Below are 289 nucleotides of genomic sequence, written 5' to 3' on the forward strand. Positions count from 1 at the left end.
AAGGCGGGACCATCTGCCTTGCCGACGGATACAAAGCCGAAGATCTCAAGCGATTGAGAAAAAGACATGCATTTTACTGCCCGGTGTGCCGGTGTGAACTCGACCTGAAAATCGGTTCCGTCAAGCTTCCGCATTTCGCTCATAAGCCGGATGCAGCATGTCCGGTGCCCCATGAACCGGAGAGCCCCTATCACCTGAAAGGAAAGCGGCTGTTGTACGAATGGCTTGGCAGACAAGGACTCCGCCCGGTGCTTGAACCGTATTTGCAAGAGATCAGACAAAGGCCCGA

The 289-nt window shown here is 54.3% G+C and carries 1 protein-coding gene; it reads left to right on the forward strand.

The window, feature by feature from the left end; all coding sequences use genetic code 11:
• Nucleotides 1-289 (forward strand): competence protein CoiA (locus CH339_RS25550; RefSeq protein ID WP_276329892.1); only part of this gene is annotated, 289 nt, incomplete at both ends.

This window comes from Rhodobium orientis (assembly GCF_003258835.1).
Classification (GTDB): domain Bacteria; phylum Pseudomonadota; class Alphaproteobacteria; order Rhizobiales; family Rhodobiaceae; genus Rhodobium; species Rhodobium orientis.